Source organism: Candidatus Desulfosporosinus nitrosoreducens (assembly GCF_030954495.1).
Taxonomy (GTDB): Bacteria; Bacillota; Desulfitobacteriia; order Desulfitobacteriales; family Desulfitobacteriaceae; genus Desulfosporosinus; species Desulfosporosinus nitrosoreducens.
In genome coordinates this window covers 151,229-171,654 of sequence record NZ_JAVHUW010000070.1, presented here as the reverse complement: position 1 = coordinate 171,654, position 20,426 = coordinate 151,229, and the positions used below count along the sequence as shown (strand labels likewise).

General features: G+C 46.9%; 19 protein-coding genes and 1 rRNA gene. 2 read left to right on the top strand and 18 right to left on the bottom strand.

Annotated elements, in window-relative coordinates; translation table 11 throughout:
- The 7 genes from REC12_RS19990 to REC12_RS19960 all read right to left on the bottom strand — a co-directional run.
- Positions 1-293 (bottom strand): 16S ribosomal RNA (locus tag REC12_RS19990); the annotation flags it as partial.
- A gap of 446 nt (positions 294-739) precedes the next feature.
- Positions 740-1,702: an L-threonine 3-dehydrogenase gene (locus REC12_RS19985; RefSeq protein WP_308897537.1), complete on the bottom strand. Its 963-nt coding sequence runs from the start codon at positions 1,700-1,702 to the stop codon at positions 740-742.
- Positions 1,703-1,747: 45 nt separating this feature from the next.
- Positions 1,748-2,938 carry a glycine C-acetyltransferase gene (locus REC12_RS19980; protein ID WP_308897535.1) on the bottom strand — a complete coding sequence of 397 codons (1,191 nt, stop codon included), beginning with the start codon at positions 2,936-2,938 and terminating at the stop codon, positions 1,748-1,750.
- Positions 2,939-3,314: 376 nt separating this feature from the next.
- Positions 3,315-4,172: a nitroreductase family protein gene (locus REC12_RS19975; RefSeq protein WP_308897534.1), complete on the bottom strand. Its 858-nt coding sequence runs from the start codon at positions 4,170-4,172 to the stop codon at positions 3,315-3,317.
- 101 nt (positions 4,173-4,273) lie between these two features.
- On the bottom strand, positions 4,274-5,440 hold the full coding sequence (locus REC12_RS19970) for an amidohydrolase family protein (RefSeq protein WP_308897532.1): 1,167 nt from the start codon (positions 5,438-5,440) through the stop codon (positions 4,274-4,276).
- A 383-nt stretch (positions 5,441-5,823) separates the two neighbouring features.
- Positions 5,824-7,569 carry a DHA2 family efflux MFS transporter permease subunit gene (locus REC12_RS19965; RefSeq protein WP_308897531.1) on the bottom strand — a complete coding sequence of 582 codons (1,746 nt, stop codon included), beginning with the start codon at positions 7,567-7,569 and terminating at the stop codon, positions 5,824-5,826.
- A 13-nt stretch (positions 7,570-7,582) separates the two neighbouring features.
- Positions 7,583-8,254 carry an HlyD family secretion protein gene (locus REC12_RS19960; protein WP_308897529.1) on the bottom strand — a complete coding sequence of 224 codons (672 nt, stop codon included), beginning with the start codon at positions 8,252-8,254 and terminating at the stop codon, positions 7,583-7,585.
- A 209-nt stretch (positions 8,255-8,463) separates the two neighbouring features.
- Here REC12_RS19960 and REC12_RS19955 point away from each other — a divergent pair, with 209 nt between their 5' ends.
- Together REC12_RS19955 and REC12_RS19950 are read left to right on the top strand one after the other, a co-directional pair.
- The gene (locus REC12_RS19955) at positions 8,464-9,003 is read left to right on the top strand and encodes an NAD(P)H-dependent oxidoreductase (protein ID WP_308897526.1); all 540 of its coding nucleotides are present in this window, start codon (positions 8,464-8,466) and stop codon (positions 9,001-9,003) included.
- A 139-nt stretch (positions 9,004-9,142) separates the two neighbouring features.
- On the top strand, positions 9,143-9,496 hold the full coding sequence (locus REC12_RS19950; RefSeq protein WP_308897524.1) for a hypothetical protein: 354 nt from the start codon (positions 9,143-9,145) through the stop codon (positions 9,494-9,496).
- 61 nt (positions 9,497-9,557) lie between these two features.
- Here REC12_RS19950 and REC12_RS19945 read toward each other — a convergent pair whose 3' ends face one another.
- From REC12_RS19945 to ilvE, 11 genes are all read right to left on the bottom strand, one after another.
- The gene (locus REC12_RS19945) at positions 9,558-10,808 is read right to left on the bottom strand and encodes a glutamate-5-semialdehyde dehydrogenase (RefSeq protein ID WP_308897522.1); all 1,251 of its coding nucleotides are present in this window, start codon (positions 10,806-10,808) and stop codon (positions 9,558-9,560) included.
- A gap of 77 nt (positions 10,809-10,885) precedes the next feature.
- Positions 10,886-12,007, bottom strand: coding sequence for a glutamate 5-kinase (proB, locus tag REC12_RS19940; RefSeq protein ID WP_308897521.1), 1,122 nt, complete (start codon positions 12,005-12,007; stop codon positions 10,886-10,888).
- Positions 12,004-12,813, bottom strand: coding sequence for a pyrroline-5-carboxylate reductase (gene proC, locus REC12_RS19935; RefSeq protein WP_308897519.1), 810 nt, complete (start codon positions 12,811-12,813; stop codon positions 12,004-12,006). Before proC ends, proB begins: the two co-directional genes overlap by 4 nt.
- A gap of 241 nt (positions 12,814-13,054) precedes the next feature.
- On the bottom strand, positions 13,055-13,219 hold the full coding sequence (locus REC12_RS19930) for a hypothetical protein (protein WP_308897518.1): 165 nt from the start codon (positions 13,217-13,219) through the stop codon (positions 13,055-13,057).
- A gap of 76 nt (positions 13,220-13,295) precedes the next feature.
- Positions 13,296-14,354: a 3-isopropylmalate dehydrogenase gene (gene leuB, locus REC12_RS19925; RefSeq protein WP_308897517.1), complete on the bottom strand. Its 1,059-nt coding sequence runs from the start codon at positions 14,352-14,354 to the stop codon at positions 13,296-13,298.
- The gene (locus REC12_RS19920; protein WP_308897516.1) at positions 14,347-14,835 is read right to left on the bottom strand and encodes a 3-isopropylmalate dehydratase small subunit; all 489 of its coding nucleotides are present in this window, start codon (positions 14,833-14,835) and stop codon (positions 14,347-14,349) included. The genes leuB and REC12_RS19920 overlap by 8 nt, the downstream gene beginning before the upstream one ends.
- A 1-nt stretch (position 14,836) precedes the next feature.
- Complete coding sequence (gene leuC, locus REC12_RS19915; RefSeq protein ID WP_308897515.1) at positions 14,837-16,102, bottom strand: 3-isopropylmalate dehydratase large subunit; 1,266 nt, start codon at positions 16,100-16,102, stop codon at positions 14,837-14,839.
- A gap of 79 nt (positions 16,103-16,181) precedes the next feature.
- Positions 16,182-17,180: a ketol-acid reductoisomerase gene (ilvC, locus tag REC12_RS19910; RefSeq protein WP_308897514.1), complete on the bottom strand. Its 999-nt coding sequence runs from the start codon at positions 17,178-17,180 to the stop codon at positions 16,182-16,184.
- A 69-nt stretch (positions 17,181-17,249) separates the two neighbouring features.
- Positions 17,250-17,729 carry an acetolactate synthase small subunit gene (ilvN, locus tag REC12_RS19905; protein WP_308897513.1) on the bottom strand — a complete coding sequence of 160 codons (480 nt, stop codon included), beginning with the start codon at positions 17,727-17,729 and terminating at the stop codon, positions 17,250-17,252.
- A 4-nt stretch (positions 17,730-17,733) separates the two neighbouring features.
- Positions 17,734-19,422 carry a biosynthetic-type acetolactate synthase large subunit gene (gene ilvB / locus REC12_RS19900; protein WP_308897512.1) on the bottom strand — a complete coding sequence of 563 codons (1,689 nt, stop codon included), beginning with the start codon at positions 19,420-19,422 and terminating at the stop codon, positions 17,734-17,736.
- Positions 19,423-19,442: 20 nt separating this feature from the next.
- Complete coding sequence (ilvE, locus tag REC12_RS19895) at positions 19,443-20,342, bottom strand: branched-chain-amino-acid transaminase (protein ID WP_308897511.1); 900 nt, start codon at positions 20,340-20,342, stop codon at positions 19,443-19,445.
- Positions 20,343-20,426: the final 84 nt, after the last annotated feature.

The following is a 20,426-nucleotide window of genomic DNA, read 5'->3' as shown; positions in this document are numbered from 1 at the left end:
ACACCAACGTGCTGGGACTGCTTGTAAGCGTACGGTGTCTGGGTCTTTTTCACTCCTCTTCCGAGGTGCTTTTCACCTTTCCTTAAAACCTGATGCCAGGTCTTAAGCGTATCCGGTATTAGCCCTCGTTTCCAAGGGTTGTCCCGGCTTGGTGGGTAGGTTACCCGCGCGGTACTCGCCCGTCCGGCACGAATACGCTCGCTATGTAACGGTTGAGGTTGTGTCCGGTCGAGTTGGATGTGTTCGGCACGCCGCCAGCGTTCGTCCTGAGCCAGGATCAAACTCTCCAAAAAAGCTATTTCACTTCTTCAGTAGAAGTTGATATCTTGCTCATGATTTCATGATTCCTTTTGGAACTCTTGCGAGTCCCTCTCATTGGCTGTCCTTGTTGTTTAGTTTTCAAAGACCACGGACGGTCTGGGTGTCACCAAAGCCCGAAGACACTGTCTTCGCACGTACCAACCTTCTTGCAGGATGGCGGGAGGTGACCAAAGACCATGGATTAACCTGTTTTAGAGGTTATCGCCGCTTTTGCGGCGCTCAGTTATAGTACCATTTTCGACTTGATTTGTCAACGTTTTTTATTATTCTTTCTTAAAACAGTGGATCTCTCAAAACAGTGTATCCTTGAACCAGCAAAGAACCATTAAAAAAGTGACGATGATCATAATATCATAGTCACTTTAGATGGTCAATATTTATTTACTTTACAAGTCTGCGCCCTCCCGATGATTCGATGCTAACTTGCATTACTTCTGAATTTCTGCCGAAGCCTTTCCAACATATCCTGAGTTAATCTGCCTAAATCGTAACCAACAGTGAACCCCCACTCTTCTTCGGCAACCGTTGGGTCAATTGAGTCAGGCCAGCTCTCGGCAATTGCCTGGCGAATCGGATCGACCTCATAATCCACCCTAAAATCAGGCAAAAACTTCTTAATTTCTTGCTCAAAATCTCCCGGTTGAGCACTTATTGCGGTAACATTATAGGCATTGCGATGGATGAGTTTATCAGGAGCCGCTTCCATTAACTGAATGACGGCATTGAGAGCGTCCGGCATATACATCATGTCCATGTATGTGTTTTCCGCAATATAGCAAGAGTATTTTCCCCGGAGAAGTGCTTCGTAAAATATCTCAACCGCGTAATCTGTCGTACCACCTCCCGGAGGAGCTACGTAAGAAATCAAACCCGGGAAGCGTACCCCCCTGGTATCCACTCCGAACTTAAGGTGGTAGTAGTCACACAATAATTCTCCGGAGACTTTGGTAACCCCGTACATAGTAGTCGGTCTTTGAATTGTAACTTGAGGAGTTTTTTCTTTCGGCGTATTGGGTCCAAAAGCACCAATCGAGCTTGGCGTAAAAAACTGGCACTCAAGTTCTTTAGCCGTTTCTAAAGCATTAATCAAACCGCCCATATTCAAGTTCCAAGCCAATAAAGGCTTTTTCTCCGCTGTCGCCGATAAAAGTGCCGCCAAGTGAATAATGGTATCAACGTTAAACTTTTTACACAAGTTATACATAGCCTGAACATTCGAAACGTCCAAACTCTCATAAGGTCCTGACTGAGTCTGCCAATATTGCTTTTCTTGTTTAATATCCGTAGCTATGACATTTGAATTACCGTAGATATCACGCAATTTCGGAACTAATTCTGATCCGATCTGACCTAGAGCACCCGTAACCAAGATTCTTTTCATGGTTAATCCCCCGTTTCTTCTCTATGAAATAAGCTCCGACTTCTGTTAGATAATCCCCATGTCCTTGCCCGCTTCGGCATAAATCTCCAAGGCCCTGTCAAGCATTTCTCTTGTATGAGCGGCAGTAGGCATATTTCTGACTCGCCCCGTGCCTTTGGGTACGGTCGGGAAGGTAATCGCTTTGGCATATACCCCGTTCTCGTAAAGCTTTCTGCTGAATTTTTGAGTCAAATTTTCATCACCGATAATACAAGGCGTAATCGGAGTCTGACTGGCCCCAATGTTAAAGCCTAAGGTTTTAAGTCCATGTTTTAAATAGTTCCCGTTCTCCCATAGTTTTCTCTGTAATTCAGTACTATTAGAGAGGATTTCGATAGCTTTAAGGGAGGCGGCAACATCTCCCGGTGTCAGAGCTGTGGAAAACAGAAACGGTCTGCTTCTGACTCTCAGCCATTCTATGAGTTCTTTCTTACCTGCTACGTATCCCCCAATAACTCCGAGAGCTTTAGAGAGAGTACCCATTTGGAAATCAATTTTTTGAGATAACCCAAAATGTTTAACCGTGCCGGCCCCCTCACCTAAGACCCCTGAGCCATGAGCATCATCGACATAAGTAATGAGATCAAATTCTTCGGCTATATCTGCAATTTCCGGTAATTTGGCGATGTCACCATCCATAGAAAAAACGCCATCGGTAATCACCATAATCTTTTTATACAGGCCCGACTCTTTGACCTGTTTAGCTTTGACCCTCAAATCGGCCATGTCGGAGTGCTTATAAGCTATGATGGCAGCTTTAGATAAACGGCACCCATCAATAATGGAGGCGTGGTTTAATTCATCCGACAGGATTGCGTCGTCCTTATCCATCACAGCTGAAATTGCTCCCATATTGCAATTGAAACCAGATTGAAAAACAATAGCTGCTTCCGTATGTTTAAAGGCTGAAATTTGTTCTTCCAATTGTACATGTAACTTTAAAGTACCATTGATCGTCCTTACAGCGCCTGCCCCGACTCCATAAGTATTAATAGCTTCAATCGCCGCGGCTTTTAATCTTGAATCAGTGGCCAAGCCTAAATAGTTATTTGAGGATAAATTTATAAGATCAAAACCCGAAATTCTAATCACCGGTCCATTGGCACTTTCCAGGGGGTCAATAACATTGAATAACCCTTTGTCTTTTAAGTCCTTAATATTTTCTTGTAAGAAATTCTCAAGAACACCTTTTCCCATTACTAAAACTCCTTTCAAAACAAACCGGCTTTTTGAGCAAAAATCAATTGTCCGCGTACGGCGAACATTCGGTTGAATATATAGATGTTTAAGCCCTTTATTTACTTATAAACTATCATATTTGCCCTATAATGTACACCCCTCGTGTACATTATATTCAGTATATTTGTTTGTATCCAATGGAAAAATAAAAAAATTTGCTTTGTGCCTTATGGGATTGTTACAAAAGGGATATTTATAAGTTTTTATAAATATAAAACCAGGCATATAGTGGACTCTACCCACGATATATACCTGGTTTTTGTTATATTAAAGGCTTTATGGATTTGGCAACAATTCCATTTATTTCAGATTGCTTTTTCCCTTGACATCAGACTCAGCCTTCCCGCCAACTAATGATATACTCCGTATCAGACGGTACGGAAACGTCCTGTGGAGGAATGTGCAGCCACTTCCCGCTAATGCCCAATTCTCTGGCAGTGTGTTCAAAATGAGACATAGCAATTCCAAGATCCACTCTTTGGATATCATATCCCAAAGGTTTAGCATAGCCTTTCGTATGTTGAAGATAAAAATGATACACACTCTCGTCTTGGAGAATTCGCCACGGCTGCTTATTGGAAGCTGAAGGCGCCAGGCGAACCATTTCCAAAGGAATAACATATTTTCCGGCCTCTGCCGCAGTTAGAGCTTTGTGAAAACCCCTTTGAAAAAACAGTTCTTTCCAGCTTTTTCTCTTGTCCGAACCAACAGAAAATCTCATAGTCGATTCCAGCAAGCTCCTGCGCCCACCGGGAAAACCCAGCGGAGAAATGCAAGGCAAAATCTCATCGTCCTTTTGCCCAATTGCTTTGGAGAATTCACTTTTTTTAAAAGTGCCTCCCAGCCAACACGTCCCTAGTCCTAATGAAGTCGCATATAAAATAAACGACTCGAAAATATATCCGAATTCCTCCAGATCCTTTTCCCCTTTTTTTACGGCTGCAACAACATAGGTCTCGGCGCCCCTGATAACTCCATAGGTTCCTAAACGAACATTGGCATCCCTTCGAGCAATATCACTTTCAATAATTTCGAAACGCGAGGATTTGCCGAAGGGGCCTTTAAGCAGTGAAGAAAATCTGCTTAATTTTTCTTTTATTTCGCCGGATAATAATGATTTTTCATTATATGTCCTGACAGAAGTTCTCTTTTTAATCGTTTCCACAACGGGAATTTCCGAGTACAACTCCATACGTCCGGCTCACCTCTACTTAAATATTATTACTATCCGGGTTTTTAACGCTCTCCGCTGCCGTGGCTCTTGTATTATGGGATTGTTATAAGTTTGCTTGGTTAAAGTGGCGAAGCCGCCAATTGCAAAGAATCCATCGCTGTTCCAAGATCTAAATCTCCTAAATCTTCTCGGCCTAAAATTCGAGCATTTTCTCGTGTCAGCAGAGAAAACAAATCTAATTTAGGAATTCCCGCTTGGGCCAGCCAAGCTATTTCATCAAATAAGCTCTCACCATGGGGCACAAGGTAGGCGCCGGCATCCGTGCCGACTCCAATTCGAACATCACTTTGGTATGCCTCATGAATTCCGGAAATTTGACTGTCCAAAATCCGCTTTAAGATATCCACTTCCTGGGGCGAATAACGGTCTGTCGGGTATTTTAAAATATTGCCGATGGGCGCCACCGTCGGCACCCAGGCAATGCCCTGTTTCTTCATTTGTTCCAAATGCTGCCCGGTCATATAATATCCGTGCTCAATAGAATCCACACCTGCGGCGATGGCTACCGAAATCCCTTCTTCTCCACTGGCATGGGCCATTACGAGAATCCCGCGCCGATGCGCGGTTTCCACAATATCTCTCAGTTCCTTGGCCGTCCATTGAGTTGGCCCTACAACTTGATACCGGTCAAAACGGATCAAGCCGGAAACAATTACTTTAAGCTGGTCAAGCCCCTGCTGATAAAATCCCGGCGCTTGATCATGCCAAGCAGTTAAACTGTCAAAGCCCCGACCTAGAAAACGGCCATACATACCTTGGCGATTAACCGCTTCACGCACGGAAATAACCCTCGGTCCAGGCCAAATGCCCTCTTGAACTTTTCTCCTCGCCAGCCAGGAAAATCCCGGCAGGTCCCCGCCGTCCCTGACGGCAACAATCCCTAACTTAAGGTAGTTTTCCAAAAACCCTTGGATTTTTTCCTCAATCAGCTCAGGATTTTCCCAATTTTTTAAGCACTGATAAAAATCAATACTGTCTAAGGCCAAATGCACATGGGCATCGATCCAGCCCGGTTGAAGGTAGTAAGAGTCCCAGGCCAGGGTGTTACCGTCTATGTGCTCCGATTCTTGAACAGGGGTAAGCCGGTTTATTTTGCCTTCCTTCCACGTTACAAACGCAGGCTGAGGATTCAGCCCCAGCTTAGGGCTCCAATATCCGGCAATTACTGCCGTACCTTCGCTAGGTATTTCTATGATCTTTTTTTGGGCGCTGCATGAAATATTCAAAGTTATCACCGTTTCTTTAGAAAATTCATCTGCTCAAATATCAAAATTAAAAATCAATGGCTATTTCTCCAGTTCTCCAGCAAATTGGCTTTAATACCAGGTCCTCATTAACCCTAAAAGACCTCTGGCTTGGTGCCAGTCCCTAAAGCAGACCTTTTCCTAATTTATTCTACGGAAGTTTTTAAATAACCTTTCAATTAATCATTGTTACTCCAGATTGTACAACAAATTATTTTCACTTATTCTTCCGGGTGGCTGAAATAGTGATTGTAGCCATAATAAAGGAGCAGTGGCCGCACCATGCTCCTTCATAGAAATTAATATTATAAGGGATACCTGCCAGATTTACAGTTTTGCCTATCCGATCGACCAATCACTTCTTTTTAAGCAGGATCAGTCTTGGACGCGATTACTTTTTTGATAAACAGGGCCGGTATTAAACCAACGAATGCTAAAACAGTAGCCACAATAAACGAGTCATTGATTCCTTGAATCGTGGCTTGTTGCGATACTAAAGCATAAATCTCCTGAAGGGCAAGAGCACGTCCCGTCTGAGGCGAAAGAGACAAATGGGAAGCAAGATTACTCAACTGACTAAGAATAGAGGGATTGGTTGATGTCACTGTACTAGCATAAGTTGCCAAGTGAATCGTCGACCTTGTGGTCATGATCGTAACCAAAATTGCCGTACCCAGAGATCCTGAAACCTGGCGCATGGTATTGAACATCGCAGTGCCATGACTGTTCAAACGTCTGGGCAATTGATTAAGCCCCGCTGTCATGAGCGGCATCATGATTAAGGAAACTCCCAGGGAACGAACGGTATAAAGCAACAAAATGTTGTCATACATGGTTTCTGACGTTAATTTAGTAAACTCCCAAGTCGCCAGAGCCGTAATCATTAAGCCGACGACTGCCAAAACCCTTAGGCCGATACGATCAAAAACCGCCCCGGCAATTGGCCCCATAACTCCCATCAATAAAGCTCCCGGCAGCAAAAGAAACCCTGATTGCAGAGGAGTAAAACCGCGGATATTTTGCAAGTATATCGGGAGCAGCATCATAGCCGCGTACATTACCGTCGTTACCACAGCATTGATGATAATCGTCAAGGAGAAAATTCGATACTTATAAACTCTTAACTCCAGCATTGGCTTATCAACGGTTAGTTCTCGCCGGATAAAGAGAACAATTGCGAAAATGCCGACAGCTAAAAAAATATCAACTTCCGCGTTGCTCCACCCTTTGTTGCCTGCTTCGCTAACCCCATAAAGCAAGCTTCCCAAACCAATCGTCGAAAAGACCGCTCCCCACAAATCAAACTTCGGAAAGCTCAACGTTAAGACATCTTTCATCCAAATGACTGCTAAAAACAAATCCAAGATGCCGATAGGAACGAGTGCGGAAAAGAGAAGCCGCCAGGAGTAGGTTTGAACTACCCACCCTCCAAGAGTTGGACCTATCGCCGGCGCAAAAACCATGACGATCCCCATCGTACCTAAAGCTTTCCCTCTCTGCTGAGGCGGAAAAATACTGAGGAACACATTAGTTAATAGGGGCATCAGAATTCCCGCACCAATCCCTTGAATAATCCTGCCAATCATAAATACCGGAAATGTGGGGGCTAAAGCACAAATAAAGGAACCTAAGGTAAAAGAAATCATCGCTGCCAAAACGAGCTTCCGGCTTCCCACAGATTCCATCAGAAAAGCAGTGATAGGAATCAAAACTCCGTTAACCAGCATATATCCCGTCACAATCCATTGAATGGTACTCGCTGAAACATTAAAATCCAACATCATATGCGGAATTGCAACGTTATCCAACGTTTGGTTCAGAATAGAGACAAAAGCTCCTAACATTAAAACTGTAAGAATTTGCAGCGTATTAAATTGCGGGACGCCGGCCCGCGTCGGCTTAGTGCGCGGCGGTATAATCGGCGCTTGAACAGGACCGGCAATATTGGAAGCCGAACTCATTGATGGCTCAACGATAGCGGGTTCATCTAAGATTTGTGAGTTTTTGTTGGTTCTTTTAAAATTTTTATCTTTCCTGCCAATCAGCGTCATGTTAACAAAAATCAACAGGGCAAAACCGAACAAAACATAGCCGAACACTAAAATAATCATCGTGTTAACTCCTCTATTTAATATGTATTCGTGCCGTTACACTCATGCCCGGATTGAGATTCAGTCCTTTATAGCCATCCAAGGTTATAATTACCGGGATCACTTGAGTCACTTTCGTAAAATTAGCGGTTGTATTTTGTTGGGGAATAAGGGAAAATTGTGCGGCTGTCGTAAGTCCGATTTGGCTGACCTTCCCTGACAAGGTCGTCCCGGGATAAGCGTCAACATAGACATCAACCGTTTGGTTTTGTTGGATATTGCTAATATTCGTTTCGTTAATGTTGGCACTGACCCATAAATTGTCCAGGTCATAAGCATAAGCTAACGGGGTACCCGCGGCCACAAAGCTGTTGGGAATAACATTTTGCTGCACGATCGTTCCATTAGCCGGCATAGTGATATCCGTGGCGGTGGAAGATGAAGTTCCCGCTAAGAGAATTCCCCCCAGGCGTTGCCCGGCGCTGACCCGATTGTTGACCGCCCCGCTCCAGTCAACGATTTTGCCATTTCCTAAAGCACTGATTGTTATTAACTGACCATCAATCCGCGCGTTATCTGTTGAAGCATAATAATACGATTGATTGTAGTAATAATAAACTGCAAATCCTCCGCCAATGAGAAGCACCAAAACAATAATATTCACCAAAATTACTTTGCTGGTGTTAGCCGCCCGTCCGTTACTCATACTGTCAAACCTCCATTGATATTTTGCTATGTTGAAACATCATCTTAATCTTGAATTTCTAAGCATGTAATTCAGCTTTGGTTAGTTTTCGATAGATAGGAAGTTAGTATGTCAGGGAATATTAGGTAAGCGTTTCAGACCTTTGCATAGCATGATAGGGAAATTGGAAATCTATCTAGAGATCTTTCGCAAAGGAGGCTTTATTAAAAATGAAAGTCTACATTGTTTATGACAGTGAGGGTGGACATACTGAAATTCTTGCTAAAGCAATTGCCGAGGGCGCTGAAAGTGTTGCCAATACACAGGTCTATCTTAAACATATATCCGAAAGCCAACCGGAGGATTTAGCCGAGATGGACGCCGTTATTTGGGGATGCCCCGATCATTTTGGAACCATAAGCGCCAATTTGAAGAAATGGATCGACAATTTGGGCAACCTCTGGGCGGAAGGCAAATTAATTGACAAAGTCGGTGCAGTTTTTTGTACGACAGCAACAGTTCACGGTGGAACAGAATCGACATTGCTTAATCTCTTAACTCCCATGCTTCACCAAGGAATGCTCATCGTAGGCTTACCGGGGACAATTCCTGAAAATGCCCTTTACGGCTCGTACTATGGTGTTGGCATCACCTGTCCCGTTGAAAACACCTCCGACAGTCCGCCAAATATGCCGAGTGAATCTGATCTGGCTTTAGGAAGGGCTCTCGGCAGGCGTGTCGCTGAAACTGTTCAGAAATTCCATGCCTGATTGGGCTCAAGGGGCTTGCAGAAAGTAGCAATGAAGTTATACTTTCTGACAATACTAAAAAGACTTGGAATTCCAAGTCTTTTTAGTACAATCATTAAATTTCAGGGTTTACAAAAAATTTGCCAAAGGAGTGGATCAAATGCTTTCTCTAATTGCTTTTGGGGTCATCGCTCTCATTGTCGTAGCTCTTCTCCTAACCTTTAATATGCGGTCCTTCGGCCGGACGGAAACAACACAAACCGTCCAACCTGAAGCCAAAGTTGCCACAAAAGAGCCTGATGCAGACATCGAACATCAGGTTTTAGACAAAAATCAAGAAGATTTTATTCCTGAGAAAAAAGATCAAACCCTAACCTTATCTGATCAGGAATATCGAAACATTTTGCGCCAATACCATACTAAAGACAAACCGGAGTATTCTGTTTCTCCAGCCAAAGACCACAGTGACAAAGACTATCGTACTGCTTTACGTTCGATGCGGCCACCTAAATAAGGATAATTCACAGCGTCTAGCCTGAATTATCCTCAGAATGGCAGTTATAGAAAACCTGTACTTATAAAACGGTCTGCCCGTCCCCATAAACCATATACTTGATAGTCGTCAGTTCTTTCAGCCCCATGGGTCCGCGGGCATGCAGCTTTTGGGTACTGATTCCGATTTCCGCTCCAAAGCCGAACCTTCCTCCGTCGGTAAAACGAGTCGAGGCATTAATATAAACCACTGCCGCGTCAACTTCTTTGAGGAAGCGCTGCGCCTTGGAATAATTCTCAGTGATAATCGCCTCCGAATGCTTCGTACTGTATTGATAAATATGATCAAGGGCAGCATCTAAGTGAGCTACCACTTTTACACTGAGAACAAGGTCCAGATGTTCAGAGACCCAATCGTCTTCTTCAGCAGGCTGGGCATAGGGCAAGATCTGACAGGTCTTAGGGCAGCCTTTTATTTCCACACAGTGTTTTTGCAGCTCCCCGCCGATTAAAGGGAGAAACTCCCGGGCAATGGCCTCATCCACCAAAAGTGTCTCTAAAGCATTACAGACCCCGGGGTTTTGGGTTTTCGCATTGATAACGATAGGGACCGCCTTGGTGTAATCCGCCTCCCGGTCAACAAAAGCGTGACACATGCCTGTTCCTGTCTCGATGACAGGCACTGTGGCATTCTGGACAACGGTTTGAATCAGCCCCGCGCCTCCTCTGGGGATGATGACGTCGACATAATCGTTCATACGCATTAGTTGTTGAACCCACTCGCGATTCGTTTCCGTAATCAATTGAATAGACCCCGAGGGCAACCCGCTCGCTGCGGCGGCGTCTGCGATTACCCTGGCCAAAACTTTATTGCTTTCCAAAGCCTCCGAGCCTCCTCTGAGAATCACGGCATTACCGGACTTCAGACATAAGGCCGCCGCATCAACGGTTACATTGGGCCTCGCTTCGTAAATCATCGCCACCACACCGAGAGGAACCCGGGTCTGTTGGATACGCAGCCCGTTGGGCCTTGTCCAAACTTCCCCTTCTCCTACCGGATCTCGTAAAACGGCCACGTCTTTTAACGATTGGCTGATATGCGAGATTCCCGCCTCTGTAAGCCTTAAACGGTTGACAAGGCTTTTTTTCATGCCTTTTTCTTCCGCTGCCTGAATATCGGCGGCGTTAGCCCGCAGGATATCTTGTTCATTTTCCAGCAAAGCCTCAGCCATGGCGAGAAGGGCTTTGTCTTTAGATTCCGTGCTGGCATAGGCCAACTGACGGGCAGCCTGCTTCGCCCGCCGCCCAATTTCCACCAATTCCTGCTGAATCATAAAAATCCTCCTCATTTTCAATTTACGATGGGACAACAGGTTCTAAATCGAACATGTTCCATAGCTATCCTGGCCAATCACATATCCAGCATCAAGGTCATATTGTCCCGGTGGACTACTTCCTCCCCGGTAATGTCGGGAATTAATTGAGGCATTTTTTCCGAATGCAAACCTTTGACAAGTTCTACCTCTTCACCGCTCAATTCCACAACTCCCCTGGCGACCTCCTCTCCCCGCAAATTGACAATACGCACAATCTCATGGCGTTCCCAGGTTCCTTCCGTAGATTTAATCCCTTTAGCCAGGAGGCTTTTCCCTTCTTCCACTAAAGCCTTCTCCGCGCCGTCGTCGATGCAGATACTGCCTTCAGACAGCCCTGCATAGGCAATCCAACGTTTCCGCCCGGCCAGGCGGTGCTTCAGCGGTTGAAAATACGTTCCTTGCACAGCCTGGCTTTCGTTAAGCTTCAAAAGTTCTCTGATCCGCGTGAAGTTTAAAAGAAGCATGCCTATGCCGAAACGGGTGGCAATCTTAGCCGCCCTGAGTTTGGTCACCATCCCCCCGGTTCCCAGCATACTCCCTGCTCCTCCGGCCAGCATTTCCACGGCGGACACCTCGGAAACCTCTGTAATAAGTTGGGCTGAAGGGTCCTTTTTAGGGTTTGCCGTGTATAAACCATCCACATCCGTAAGAATGACTAACAGCTCAGCGTGAACAAACCCCGCGACCAAGGCTGAGAGACTGTCATTATCTCCGAAGCAGAGTTCTTCAACGGCGACAGTGTCATTTTCATTAATAATCGGAATTACCTGCAGCCTCAACAATTTTTCCAAGGTATTTTGAGCGTTATGGTAACGCGACACCTCCGCCAAATCGAGGCGGGACAAAAGAATTTGCGCCCCTACAAGGCCATGCCGCTCCAGATTTCGAGCATATTTTTCAATCAGCACTCCCTGGCCGACCGCAGCCACCGCTTGTTTGCCCGCCAGGTCCCGGGGCCGTGCCGCCAGCCCCAGCTTTCCCATTCCGGCCGCCACTGCGCCTGAACTCACCAAGACACACTCTATGCCCTTTTGCCTTAAAGCAGCAATCACCCCGGCGACTTCGGCAATAGCTTGCTCATCTAAACCTCCTTGCGGATGGTTCAGACTGCTGCTTCCTATTTTTAAAACAATCCGCCGAACCGCAAACGTTGTCACAGCGAATACTCTCCTTCCATAGCTTCTGAACGCCGGGCACAGGCCTTTGCGGCCTTAAGCACGATTTCGGCCAGCCTTTCTTCCGTAAAGACACTTATTGCCGCATAGGTAGTCCCGTTGGGAGAAGTCACTTCCTTGCGCAGTCTTCCCGGCGACTTGCCGCTCTCCGCAATCATTTTTCCTGCTCCGATTGAAGTTTCCAGCACCAGCATTTCTGCTTCTTCTTCAGTTAACCCCAACTGAATCCCGGCCAGAATCAGGCTTTCAATAAACAAATAGAAATAGGCCGGACCGCTGCCGCTAATGGCCGTAATGGCATTCATCTTTTCCTCCGGAATCCATAAGATTTTCCCCACGGCTGAAAAAATCTGTTCAACGATTTCCGTCTGCTCTGCCGTAACATTTTCACCGCGCACCAATCCGGTCATGGAGTGCAGTACGGTTGTTGAGGTATTAGGCATCGCCCGGATAACTGCGGCTCCAGGCAAATACTGATTGAGCAGCCGCAGAGGTATGCCTGCCGCTACGCTGATGATCAGCTTATCCCCTAAAGCATAGTTTTTTAAATGCTTAAGTACATCGACGACGTTTTTAGGTTTTACGGCGATAATCAGGACCGCGGAGTTTTCTATAAGTTCCTTCAACTGAACAGCCATAATTCCATATTTGGCAACTAAATCCTGCAACCTCTCATGATTAGATTGATTCGTCACTCGGATTTGGATATCTTTTTCCACTTTAGTTAAACCACTGATCATAGCCTCGGCTATATTTCCGGCACCGATGAAACCAACACTTAGTTTCATGTCCCAACACCCTTTCTTTATAACGTCTTCCCTGAACCAGTTCCTCGAATGACAGGGTCCGCTCTTGCGCTGGCCCCATCACATACTAAGATTAGTAGCTGAACACTTCTCTTTATTCTGTCTGTCCCGAAAGCCTTTTATTAGCCCCGGCCTGTTTCACATAAAAAAGGCCTCTTTCATCCCTATTAAGGACGAAAGAAGCCTTCCGCGGTACCACCTTTATTGCCATGCCAGCTCAACGTTACCGGACTAAACCGGTAAACATCCTCATAACGGCGGAAACCGTCTGATTCATCATCAGAGTCTCACGACTGGGTTTCTGATAGCCTGGCGGAAAAACTCTCAGCTTTTGTTTTTCTCTCTGAACGCCACTGTCATCATACTGGGTCGATCCTCGACGTTTCACTATCCAATTTACTATACTCTAACCCAGGAGAATTAAAATAGCAACCAATTGTTTCAGATTACGGCCATCCGGGAACTTATAAGGCCGCTACGACCGCGTCACCCATCTCCCGGGTTCCCAAAACCTTATCCCCCGGTTTGGCCAGATCCGATGTGCGATAGCCCTCCTGCAATACTTTTTCGACGGCCCGCTCAATCCTTTGAGCTTCATCCTCCAAGCCGAAAGAGTACCTTAACATTAAAGCCCCCGACAAGATCGTAGCCAAGGGATTGGCGATGTTCTTGCCGGCAATGTCCGGAGCCGAACCGTGAGCCGGTTCATACAATCCTTTTTTCCCGTTTAAGCTTGCCGACGAGATCATACCGATGGACCCCATCAGCATCGAGGCCAAATCGGTAAGAATATCTCCGAACATGTTCTCGGTGACAATGACATCGAACTGGGTCGGATAGCGAACTAACTGCATCGCAGCATTGTCAACATACATATGGGTCAATTCGACATCCGGGTATTCCCGGGCTACCTCCAAAGTGATTTCACGCCAAAAACGGGATGATTCCAGGACATTGGCCTTATCCACAGAACAAAGCTTGCCGCGGCGCTGACGAGCCATTTGGAAGCCCAAATCGACAATACGGCGAATTTCCTCATCTGAATAAATTAAAGTGTCATAGGCACTGGGGGGATTTGTTGTCCGCCCTTTCTCACCGAAATAGAGGCCGCCCGTCAACTCCCGCAACACCACAAGGTCGACATTGGCCACGACTTCCGGACGGAGCGTTGAGGCATCTACTAACATGGGAAGCATCTTAACCGGACGGATATTGGCAAAAAGGCTTAAAGCCTTGCGGATAGCCAGAAGGCCGCCCAGCTCCGGACGCTGGGGAGCCGGTAAGGTATCCCACTTAGGTCCGCCCACTGAGCCCAAGAGAACAGCATCCGCAGCTAAAGCCGCCTGGAGAGTGTCGTCGGGAAGTGCTTTTCCCACTGCGTCAATCGCCGCCCCACCAATTAGGTGGTTTGTAAACTCTAAGTTCAGAGAGCTGTTTTTCAGGACCGCCTGCAAGACCTTAATCGCTTCAGGAGTTATTTCCTGACCGATACCGTCTCCCGGCAGAACAACGACTTTAGGCATTCTGTCCCCTCCCCCGAACATAGGAAACCAGCCCGCCGGCGCGAATCAATTCCTGCATAAACAGCGGAAACGCGCGCGCCTGAAATTGGAGACCCGTAGTTTTATTCTCAATTTTGCCGGAGGCCAGATCAACTTCAACATCATCCCCCTGAGAAATTCCGGCCACGGCCTCAGGGCATTCCAAGATTGGCAAGCCAATATTTAAAGCATTGCGGTAAAAAATCCTGGCAAAAGATTCCGCAATCACGACTTTAATCCCGCAGGCTTTAATCGCAATAGGGGCATGCTCCCGGGAAGAACCGCAGCCGAAGTTCTTGCCTCCGATCATAATATCCCCTGCTTGTACTTCTTCGGCAAACTTAGTCCCCGCATCTTCCATGCAATGAGCGGCCAGATGTTCCGGATTGGACTGGTTTAAATAACGTGCCGGAATAATGACATCCGTATCAATGTCATGTCCAAACTTCCAAGCGTTTCCCATCTTAAGATACCTCCTCTGGATGGGCAATTTGTCCCTTAATTGCCGAGGCTGCAGCCACTGCCGGATTCGCCAGGTAAACTTCGCTTTCGACATGTCCCATGCGCCCTACAAAATTCCGGTTCGTCGTGGAGATAGCCCGCTCGCCTTTGGCCAAAATCCCCATATGGCCGCCTAAACACGGTCCGCAAGTCGGCGTGCTTACAGCCGCGCCGGCCTCGATCAGGGTATCGATAATACCCTCTTTCATGGCATCCCGGTAAATAGTTTGCGTCCCGGGGAAAATCAAGAGACGAATCTCAGGGTGAACTTTCTTGCCGCGCAGAATATTCGCCGCCATACGCAAATCTTCCAGGCGTCCGTTCGTACAGGAGCCGATCACCACCTGATCTACCTTGATGCCGCTGGCCTCTTGTACGGACTTTGTGTTTTCCGGCAAGTGCGGGAAGGCAACCTGGAGGGGAATATCGGCGACATTAAAGTCCTGAACCTCAACGTACTGAGCATCGTCATCACTGTAATAACAGGGATAGGAACGGCGGGCCCGTCCTTCTAAATAAGCAAAGGTCTTTTCATCAGGAGCGATAATGCCATTCTTCGCGCCTGCCTCGATCGCCATATTGCACATGGTAAAGCGGTTATCCATGGATAAGGCCGCAATTCCGTCACCGGTAAATTCCATCGCCCGATAGCGCGCGCCGTCGACGCCGATCTTGCCGATGAGGAAAAGAATAAGATCTTTTCCCCCTACATAGTTTTGGAAATCAGTTCCGTGAAAGACAAACTTCATCGACTCAGGAACCCGGAACCAAGCTTCCCCCGTAGCCATGCCCGCAGCCAAATCCGTGCTGCCGACTCCGGTAGCAAAGGCCCCGACAGCTCCATAAGTGCAGGTATGGGAATCAGCCCCGATAATTAAATCCCCCGGCAAAGTAAGTCCTTGTTCCGGCAAAAGGCAATGCTCAATCCCCATTTTGCCGATCTCGAAATAGTGTTCAATTTGTTGGCTTCGAGCAAAATCCCGCATCATCTTACACTGTTCGGCCGAGGAAATATCTTTATTCGGAGCAAAATGATCCGGAACAAGAGCCACCTTGTGAGGATCGAATACATTTTCCGTTCCAAATTTGGCAAACTCACGAATTGCTACCGGACCAGTGACATCATTGGCTAAGACCAGATCCAGCTTAGCTGTGATTAGCTGACCGGGAACTACTTCATCCAACCCAGCATGTTTAGCCAGGATCTTTTCAGTTATCGTCATGGACATAGCTCTTACTCCCTCCTTTTCCCATTCTCTATTGCAAATCCGTTATCCAATCCCCGCTGTTTTGAGATCTTGGAGTATCTTACTCGTGTTTCTTCAGCCAGCTCATCATACCTCTTAACTCTTGACCGACTTTTTCAATCAGATGATTTTCTTCGCGGCGTGTCATAGCGTTAAAGGCGGGGCGATTCGCCTGATTCTCCAACAACCAATTCTTAGCGAAGGTTCCGTTCTGAATTTCCGCCAGAACCTTTTTCATTTCTTTGCGGGTCTCTTCATTGACAATCCGTTTGCCAACCGTCATATCTCCATACTGGGCTGTATCGGAAACCGAATAGCGCATCCAGCCCAGACCGCCTTCATACATTAAGTCCACGATCAGTTTGAGTTCGTGCAGGCATTCAAAATAAGCAATTTCCGGTTGATATCCGGCTTCCACAAGGGTATCAAAACCAGCTTTAACCAATTCTGAAGTTCCTCCGCAAAGAACCGCTTGCTCGCCGAATAAGTCAGTTTCTGTTTCTTCACCAAAGGTTGTTTCCAAGACACCGGCTTTGGTGGAACCTATGCCCTTAGCGTAAGCTAAGGCCAATTCCTTGGCTTTTCCCGTGGCATCCTGATGAACAGCAATTAAAGACGGTACGCCTGCTCCTTCGGTATAGGTGCGGCGGACCAGATGCCCCGGACTCTTGGGCGCAACCATAAAGACATCGACATCTTTAGGAGGAACAATTTGTCCGAAATGAATGTTAAAGCCATGGGAAAAAACGAGGGCCTTGCCCGAGGTTAAATGTTGCTTTATTTCTGCTTCGTATACTTTGCTTTGAGTTTCATCGGGCAGAAGAATTTGAATAATATCGGCGCGGGCGGCAGCCTCAGTGACTGTCATCACTTCGAAGCCCGCCGCTTGAGCGCGTTCCCAGCGGGCGCTTCCGGGACGAAGACCGATTAAGACTTGAAGACCTGAATCTTTGAGGTTCTGAGCTTGAGCATGTCCTTGACTTCCATAGCCCATGACCGCAATAACTTTGCCTTTGAGTAACTCCAGATTTGCATCAACTTCATAATACATTTTTGCCATTATAAATCTTCCTCTCCATCTCTAAACTATTGTAGTAAACCAAGCTGCAAACAGTATCTATTATACACCTCAGGCCTCTGATCGCATAATAGCTATTTTGCCCGTCCGCACGAGTTCTAATAATCCATAGGGACGTATGGCATGAACAAAGGCATCAACTTTCTCAATATCTCCCGTCAATTCGACGGTGATATTGCTTCTGCCCATATCCACGACCCTTCCTCGAAAAACATCAACGGTTTGAAATACGTCCGAGCGGGTCTCCGAAGTAAACTCAATCCTAACTAAAGCCAGTTCCCGGTCCACAACGCTTTTTTCAGTTAAATCTACGACAGAGTGAACAACAACCAGTTTGCTCAGCTGATTTCTTACTTGTTCAATCTCCTGATCATCTCCGGCGACAACAATTGTCATCCTGGAAACTTCCGGGTCCTCGGTCTGACATACTGTCAGGCTGTCGATATTATAGGCCCTGCGGGCGAAAAGCCCGGCCACCCTGATCAAAACACCTGGATGATTTTCCACCAGAACTGCCAGTGTATGCAACATATTCTTACCTCACAATCATTTCAGTAATGACCTTGCCCGGAGGAACCAACGGCAAAACATCTTCATCCGGCGAAATCACAAAATCCAACAATACCGGACCAGGGTAAGCAACAGCCTCGGCAATAGCCGCCTGCACCTGATCCGCAGAGTTTATATGAATACCATGGATGCCATAAGCGTCTGCCACTTTGACAAAATCCGGATTCCCCTCCAGTTGGATCTGATTATACCGCCCTTCATAAAACATTTTTTGCATTTGGCGCACCATGCCAAGAACACCGTTATTCAGTAAGATAATCTTGATCGGCAGCTTGTTCTGAGCAATCGTTCCCAGTTCCTGCAGAGACATTTGCAGGGAACCGTCACCCGTTACCAAAAAGACCTTATCCCCGGGACGGGCTAATTGGGCCCCCACCGCCGCCGGAAGACCATAACCCATAACTCCCAGGCCGCAGCTCGTGGCGTAGTTGCGCATATGCACCGTCGGATAGAATTGAGCAACCCACATTTGATGCTGGCCGACATCTGTGACCACGATTGACTCCCCGCCGGCCAGCTCGCCCAGACATTTTACGACCATTTCCGGAGACAGGCTTTCCAAATCGCACTTTAAAGGATGCTCCTGCTGCCACTGGCGCACTTGCTCCCACCACGGGGAGAGTTCAGGCAGAGGATATTCCGGCAAGACCTCCAGAACCTCTTCCAGAATCTTACGGGCATCGCCCACAATCCGCATGTGCGTTTTCACGACTTTGCTGATTTCCACCGGGTCGATGTCAATATGAACGACTGTTGCTTTGGTCGCGAACTTATGCCCTAAGCCGCTCGTCACCCGATCATCGAAGCGAACTCCCACGGCTATTAACAAATCGCAATCATCCACCGTATAATTAGCCGTCACCGTGCCATGCATACCAACCATACCTAAAAGATTGGGATGACCAAAAGGAAGGCTGCCTATCCCCATCAAGGTAGTAACAACGGGTAAATTCGCTTTTTCGGCAAATTGGCGGAGAGCTCTTTCGGCATTAGCCGTTACAACCCCCCCACCCGCATAGAGAACCGGTTTGCGGGATACGGAAAGGGCTTGGACTACTTCCTCAATTTTACTATTGTTGCCTCTGCCGAAGATTTTATATCCCTTCAGCTTCATATCATTAGGAAAAGGCTCGACATTTTCCTGAGCCAAGACGTCTTTGGGCAAGTCGATGAGTACAGGACCCGGGCGTCCGGTCCGGGCAAGATAAAAAGCTTCTTTGACAATCCTGGGCAGTTCCCTGGGGTCTTTCACCAAATAGGAATGCTTCGTTATCGGCATGGTAATGCCGATAATGTCCACTTCCTGAAATGAATCCGACCCCAGGGAGCTTGTGGGTACCTGACCTGTCAGAACCACAAGTGGGATGGAATCGGAAAAAGCATTGGTGATACCGGTCACCAGGTTTGTTGCCCCGGGACCGGAGGTTGCCAGGCAAACCCCGACTTTGCCGCTCACCCGGGCATAACCATCGGCAGCGAAAACCACTCCTTGCTCATGCCGTCCTAAGACATGCCGTATCGGACTGTCCAGCATAGCGTCATATAAAGGAAGCAACACCCCGCCGGGGTAACCAAAAATAATTTCAACGCCTTCCTCTTGCAAGGCATTTAACAAAATTGTCGCTCCTGTTAATCCCTTCTTTTCTTCTGTCATAGTTCATTGTCCCTCCTAAATTATCTGGCTGTCGCGCTCGTGACATTGTAAATTTCAGGGCCATTCACCAGGGTTAAAGCTCTAAAAGCAGCAAGAAGTTTTTTAAAGACCTCTCCGGGAACGCCGTTTTCAATATCCCGTCCATCAACATTGACAACAGGAATTAATTCAGCGGCTGTACCGGTGAGAAAACACTCCTCAGCCGTATAAAGATCATGCCGCGTAAATAACTCTTCAGCCGTCTTAATCCCCAAATCGCGAGCGAGGTCCAGGACCGAATTCCTCGTGATGCCTTCCAGAACTCCGGCCGACAAGGGAGGAGTCAGCAATACTCCATTGCGATAAATAAAAATATTGTCCGAAGTTCCTTCGGCAACGTAGCCATCTTGCGTCAGCATGATCCCTTCCACAACCCCTGCTTGATTTGCTTCGATTTTGGCAAGAATATTATTAAGATAGTTCAGGGATTTTATTCTCGGATTTAAGGAGTCCGGATTGTTCCTGCGGGTAGCGGCAGTTTTAACTTGCAAACCCCTTTCATACATCAGCGGCTCGAAAATTTTGATTTGATCTGCGATACAGTAGATCGCCGCTTGCGGACATTTATGGGGATCGAGCCCTAAGTCTCCTTTGCCGCGGGAAACAATCAGGCGAATATAGGCATTGCTTAAATTATTTCTGCGCAAGGTTTCTAAGACGATCTCCTGCATTTGATCCTTCGTTATGCCGATGGATAAGGCAATCGATTTGGCGGAATCGTAGAGGCGTTTTAAGTGCTCCTCCAATTTAAACACGCGGCCGTGATAAGCGCGTATTCCTTCGAAGATACCGTCCCCATACAAAAAGCCATGGTCAAAAATCGATACTTTTGCCTCTTCTTCCGAAACAAAAGCGCCATTACAGTAAATTACAAGTCCCATTCCATCTACCCCTTTTTCTAAATAATTCAACAAATCAAAAACCCAAGCCGAGTCCCTAGCAACGTGGAACTTTCCGCTTGGGTT